This window comes from Methyloceanibacter sp. (genome assembly GCF_049590335.1).
Lineage (GTDB): Bacteria > Pseudomonadota > Alphaproteobacteria > Rhizobiales > Methyloligellaceae > Methyloceanibacter.
Genome location: NZ_JBAWCQ010000086.1, coordinates 1 through 5461, shown reverse-complemented (window position 1 = coordinate 5461; position 5461 = coordinate 1). Strand labels below are relative to the sequence as shown.

Sequence of the window (5461 nt, the reverse complement as noted above, 5' to 3'; positions counted from 1 at the left end):
GAGGCCAAGCCAGCCGAGGAACCGGCCTCTGAAGAGCCGAAGGAGGTCGAGGCCGATACGATCGTCAACTCGCCGAAGGTCTCTGACGACGCTCCCAACGCGCCGCACGCGGGCGAGCCGCCCTCTCCGAATCAGCCACAGCCTGTGGTCCCGGGCGAAGACAGCGCCGTAACCGAGAAGGACACGCGAGACGCGGCCATGGAGACAACAGACGAGACGATGGGCGAGACCGTCGTCAATTCGCCTGAGGTCTCCGCTGACGCGCCTTCCGAGCCGCATAAGGGCGAGCCACCGTCCCCGAACCAGCCGCAGCCCGTCGTTCCAAGCGACGAGTCTTCGACGGTAACGCGGGCCGATGAGTCCAGCTCGTCGGATGACCGCGGAAGCACATCTTCGCAGCCTGAGCCGGTCTATCCGAACGGGAAGCCCGAAGGGCTCTAGACCGCGCAACGCATACGGAAAACCAAATGATCAAGGGCCCTCTCAGAGGGCCCTTTTTCGTTGCGCGCCCGAGGGGAGTGGGGCGGCATGACGTGCCTTGACCTTGCCTCCTCTCCTCTACCTGCATCGGCGCTTGGACATGACCGATATTTCATTTGGCCCGGCAGCCCGCCATGCTAAATTTTCGCGCTTCTTGCCGCCTAAAGGCCCGGCTTGAGCTCCGTGGTTGCCGGTACAGGCACGCTGGGCACGCGTGGCCGAAACGACCCCTCAAACGCGGAACGGTGCTGCTTCACTCATGATCCATTTACGCCCGACACTTGCTAGCCTGACACTCGCCACAACGCTGACGGCCTTCCTGCTTGTGCCGGCCTCCGCCGAGGAGGCCAATGCCATCCCTGAAAGTTCCTCCGGTCAGACCAAACATCATTCGCTGTCCTTGGTGGGGGAGCCCAAATACCCCGCGGACTTCACCCATTTCGGCTTCGTCAATCCTGATGCGCCGAAGGGTGGCCTTGTGCGCCTGCCCTCGATCGGCGGCTTCGACAGCCTCAACCCCGTCTTGTATCGGGGCGAGCGCGCGCCCGGGATCAGTCTCGTCAACGAGAACCTGATGTCCGACAGCATCGATGAGCCGTCGACCTCTTATGGGCTCATCGCCGAGTGGGCCTCCTACCCAGAGGACTACTCGTCCGTGACGTTCAAACTACGCGAAGACGCGCAGTGGCATGATGGCAAGCCGATCACGCCCGAGGATGTGATTTACAGCCTCGACGTGAACAAGAAGGCGAATCCGCGGATGGGGCTCTATTACAAGAATGTCAGCCACGCGGAGAAAACCGGTGACAACGAAGTCACGTTTTACTTCGACACCAAGGGTAATCGCGAACTGCCGATGATCATGGGGCAACTCACCGTCCTGCCGAAGCACTTCTGGACGGGGACGGATGCAGATGGCGAGACCCGCGATCCCATGAAGACCACGATGGAGCCGCCACTTGGCTCCGGCCCTTACCGCGTCAAGACGGTCCGGCCCGGCCGGTCGATAACCTTCGAGCGGGTGGAAGACTATTGGGGCAAGGATTTGCCTGTGAACAAGGGTATGTGGAATTTCGACGAGGTGCGCTTCGACTCCTATCGCGACATGACGGTCGCCTTTGAAAGCTTCAAAGCGGGGAACCTCGATTTCTGGAACGAAACGAGCTCCAAGAATTGGGCCTTGGCTTATGACTTTCCGGCTGTCCGCAACGGCGAGGTCAGGCGCGAGGAAGTCAAACTCAATCGCGTGATGCCGATGCAGGCGTTCGTGATGAATCTCCGCCGCCCGCAGTTCCAGGACCGCCGCGTGCGTCAGGCGCTCAATCTCGCTTTTGATTTCGAATGGGCAAACAAGAACCTGTTCTATGGACAATATGAACGCGTCCGGAGCTACTTCCAGAACTCCGAACTCGCCTCGCCGGCCGCTCTTCCCGAAGGGCGCGAGCTTGAAATTCTCGAGACTGTGCGCGGGCAGATTCCCGAGGAGGTCTTCACGACAGTCCATCAGAACCCGTCCAACAAGGAGAAAACGGCGATGCGCAACAATCTGCGCAAGGCCGTAAAGCTCTTGCGCGAGGCCGGCTGGCACGTGAAGGACGGCAAACTCACGAATACAAAGACGGGTCAGCAGATGAAGATCGAGTTTCTTCTTGTCTCGCCGCTGTTCGAACGCATCGTCCAGCCCTATATCCGCAATCTCGATCGGCTTGGCATTACGAGCTCGATCCGCTTGGTGGACTCGGCTCAGTACACGCGGCGGCTCAACAACTTCGACTATGACGTGGTTGTGGGCAATTTCGCGCAGTCCGAGTCGCCCGGAAACGAGCAGCGCGATTTCTGGGGCAGCGAAGCCGCCGACCGCGAAGGCAGCACGAACCTCATCGGCATCAAGGATAAGGCCATCGATAAATTAATCGACCATGTCATCTTCGCCAAGGACCGCGAGGAGCTTGTCGCCGCGACGCGCGCCCTCGACCGCGTGCTCCTGTGGAATGACTTTGTCGTCCCGCAATGGTTCTCGCCCAATTCGCGCATCGCTTTTTGGCACCGCTACGACCAACCGGAGACGCTCCCTGGACTGACGCCCGGCTTCCTGCAAGTCTGGTGGTTCGACAAAGACAAGGCCATTTCCGTTCCCGAGCAGGCCTTGGCGCGCTGAGAGGCTCAAGACTCGATCGATGACAGTTGCACGCGCCGCGTTCGTCCTTGCCGCAGGTCTTCTCTTTAGCCTGTCGATCCCCGCTCCGCTGAAGGCATCCGAACGCAGCCACGGCCTGGCGGCCTTCGGAGATCTCGCGCAGCCTGAGGACTTTCAAGCTTTCGCCTACGTCAATCCGGATGCCCCAAAGGGCGGCGCTCTGTCCTTGATCGGGTGGGGCGGTGTCACAACGTTCAACAGCCTCAACAACTACATCCTCAAGGGCGACGCTGCGCAGGGTCTCGAACTCTTGTTCGACAGCCTCATGGCGCGCGCTCAGGATGAACCGGATGCGGTCTATGGGCTCATCGCCGAGAGTGCCGAAGTCGCGGACGACGGCAACTCGGCGACGTTTTATCTCCGGCCCGAAGCACGCTTTGCCGACGGCACACCGGTGACCGCCGACGATGTTGTGTTCTCGTTCGAGACCCTGAAGGAAAAGGGCCACCCGCTATTTTTTCAGACGTTGCGCGATGTGGAGAAGGCCGAGGCGATCGATCCGGCGACGGTGCGCTACACGTTTATGGGCAAACTCGTGCGCGACCTGCCGCTCACCGTGGCGGGACTGCCCGTGTTTTCCAAAGCCTACTACACCGGCAAGGCGTTCGATGAGACGACGCTGGAGCCGCCTTTGGGATCGGGCCCCTACCTCGTCGACGATTTCAGGCAGGGCCGCAATATCACCTATAAGCGGAACCTGGACTACTGGGCCAAGGGCCTGCCGGTCAACAAGGGCCGCTGGAACCTCGACACGATCCGCTTCGAGTATTTTCGCGACCGCACCGCTGGCATGGAAGCTTTCAAGGCCGGCACCTACGATCTTCGAGAAGAGTTCACGTCTAAGGTCTGGGCGACCGAGTACGACTTTCCGGCGGTTCGCGACGGGCGCGTAAAGAAAGAGACGCTGCCCGACCTCACACCGTCGGGCACGCAAGGCTTCTTCATCAATACGCGGCGCGACAAGTTCAAGGACAAGCGTGTGCGCAAAGCCTTGGGATTGGCCTTCGACTTCGAATGGACCAACCGCAATATGTTCTTCAACCTTTACGATCGCACGCAGAGTTACTTCGAGAACTCGCCGATGAAGGCCGAGGGCGAGCCCTCGGACGCAGAACGCACGCTCATCGAAGGCCTTGGTGTTGAGGTCGATGCGGATGCTCTCGGTCCCGTCGCAATGCCGCCGGTCAGCGACGGCTCCGGCCGGGACCGTGCCTCGCTGCAGAGGGCGAGCAAGCTACTCGACGAGGCGGGCTGGCGCATCAAGGACAAGAAGCGTGTCAACGACAAGGGCGAACCGTTGACGCTCGAGTTCCTCACCTTCGATCCTACGTTCGAGCGCATCGTCGCGCCCTATGTGAAGAACCTCGAACTGCTCGGAATCGATGCCCGTATCCGCCGCGTCGACCCTGCCCAATATCAGCAGCGCCTGAAGGATTTCGATTTCGACGTCACCACCCAGCGCTATGTCATGCGCAATACGCCCGGCGTTGAGTTGCGCAGCTATTTCGGCTCCCACGCCGCGGACCTTGGGGGCTCTTTGAACCTCGCCGGCATCAAGGACCCCGCGATCGACGCGCTTATCGAAAAGATCATCGGTGCCGAAACCCGCGAGGATATGAACACCGCGGCGCAGGCGCTCGACCGGGTCTTACGGGCCGGCCATTACTGGGTGCCGCACTGGTACAAGGCGTCCCATACGATTGCTTATTGGGACAAGTTCGGCCAACCGAAGACCAAACCGAAATTCGATCGCGGAATTCTCGATACGTGGTGGTTCGAGGACACGCAGAACTAGCGGACCTAAACCAGCCGTTCTAAGCGCTCGATCTTGCTGAACACCGGCGCCGGGTTGACGCCGAACATACCCCGGAACACACAGCTGAAATGGGTCGCATCGGCAAGTGGCTCTTCGAGGAGCCCGACCTCTACAAGGATTACGCCGAACGGGTTGGCAGCCCCATGCTCGGGAAGGTCGTCAAAGTCTAGTTGATCGCCGTGAGCATTTTCCAGCAAACCGCAGGCAAGTTCCAGTTCGCCTATATCGCGATCCACGTCCGAAAACGGTATGATCGCTTTCATGTATCGCCAGCTGCGTGAGCGCCGCCAGGAGGGTGGCCTGCCGGCCCTTCCGCGCCAAACTCCCGTGGGCGTGGAGCCCCGGGGCCAGAGGCAGGCCGCCCCTTGACGTCTGAGCCGAACGGGCGCACAGGGGCGCCAGAGCCCGCGCCTTACCAACTTGCAATAATTCAGCCCCGTCTGTCGGGTTCCACTCGCCTCCAGAATCCAGTAAGCAAAGTCATCACGAGCGGTAGTCTGCCCTCCAGGTGAGAGCGGCTGCCACTTTTTTGCGACCGGAAGCACCGCGACAGGAAGCCCAACACAATTGGCCGCCTATATCCTTCGCCGACTCTTACTGATCATTCCAACGATGCTCGGCATCATGCTGGTGACCTTCGTCATCGTGCAGTTTGCGCCGGGTGGTCCCGTCGAGCGGCTGATTGCCCAACTGAGCGGCACCGACGCCGGCGCGACCGCGAAATTCAGCGGCGGCGGCAGCGACTTCTCCGGCGGTGGCGGAGATCAGGGCATGCCCGGCGGCGACGTGAGCGGCGGCTCGTCCAAGTATCGAGGCGCACAAGGGCTCGACCCGGAATTCATTGCCAGCCTTGAGAAGCAATTCGGCTTCGACAAGCCCGCGCACGAACGCTTCGGCCAGATGATCTGGAACTATCTGCGGTTTGACTTCGGCGAGAGCTATTTCCGCGACACGAGCGTCCTCAAACT

Annotated in this window: 4 protein-coding genes and 1 pseudogene; 4 read left to right on the top strand and 1 reads right to left on the bottom strand. The window is 60.7% G+C overall.

Going from position 1 to position 5461, the window contains the following annotated elements; translation table 11 throughout:
• From WBQ77_RS06835 to WBQ77_RS06825, 3 genes are all read left to right on the top strand, one after another.
• The coding region (locus WBQ77_RS06835; RefSeq protein ID WP_424059498.1) for a hypothetical protein at positions 1-441 on the top strand (441 nt) is incomplete at its 5' end.
• Between the two features lie 298 nt (positions 442-739).
• Positions 740-2638 carry an extracellular solute-binding protein gene (locus tag WBQ77_RS06830; RefSeq protein WP_424042577.1) on the top strand — a complete coding sequence of 633 codons (1899 nt, stop codon included), beginning with the start codon at positions 740-742 and terminating at the stop codon, positions 2636-2638.
• A 19-nt stretch (positions 2639-2657) separates the two neighbouring features.
• Positions 2658-4472, top strand: a complete 1815-nt coding sequence (locus WBQ77_RS06825; RefSeq protein ID WP_424059496.1) for an extracellular solute-binding protein — start codon at positions 2658-2660, stop codon at positions 4470-4472.
• A 5-nt stretch (positions 4473-4477) separates the two neighbouring features.
• Here the strand turns inward: WBQ77_RS06825 and WBQ77_RS06820 are convergent, their stop codons facing one another.
• Complete coding sequence (locus WBQ77_RS06820) at positions 4478-4756, bottom strand: hypothetical protein (RefSeq protein ID WP_424042575.1); 279 nt, start codon at positions 4754-4756, stop codon at positions 4478-4480.
• Positions 4757-5060: 304 nt separating this feature from the next.
• Between WBQ77_RS06820 and WBQ77_RS06815 the strand changes: the two are divergent.
• A pseudogene (locus WBQ77_RS06815) lies at positions 5061-5461 on the top strand (microcin ABC transporter permease); the annotation flags it as partial.

Coding starts and splice junctions, on each gene's coding strand:
- WBQ77_RS06830 (WP_424042577.1), top strand. CDS start 740: ATGATCCATTTACGCCCGACACTTGCTAGCCTGACACTCGCCACAACG.
- WBQ77_RS06825 (WP_424059496.1), top strand. CDS start 2,658: ATGACAGTTGCACGCGCCGCGTTCGTCCTTGCCGCAGGTCTTCTCTTT.
- WBQ77_RS06820 (WP_424042575.1), bottom strand. CDS start 4,756: ATGAAAGCGATCATACCGTTTTCGGACGTGGATCGCGATATAGGCGAA.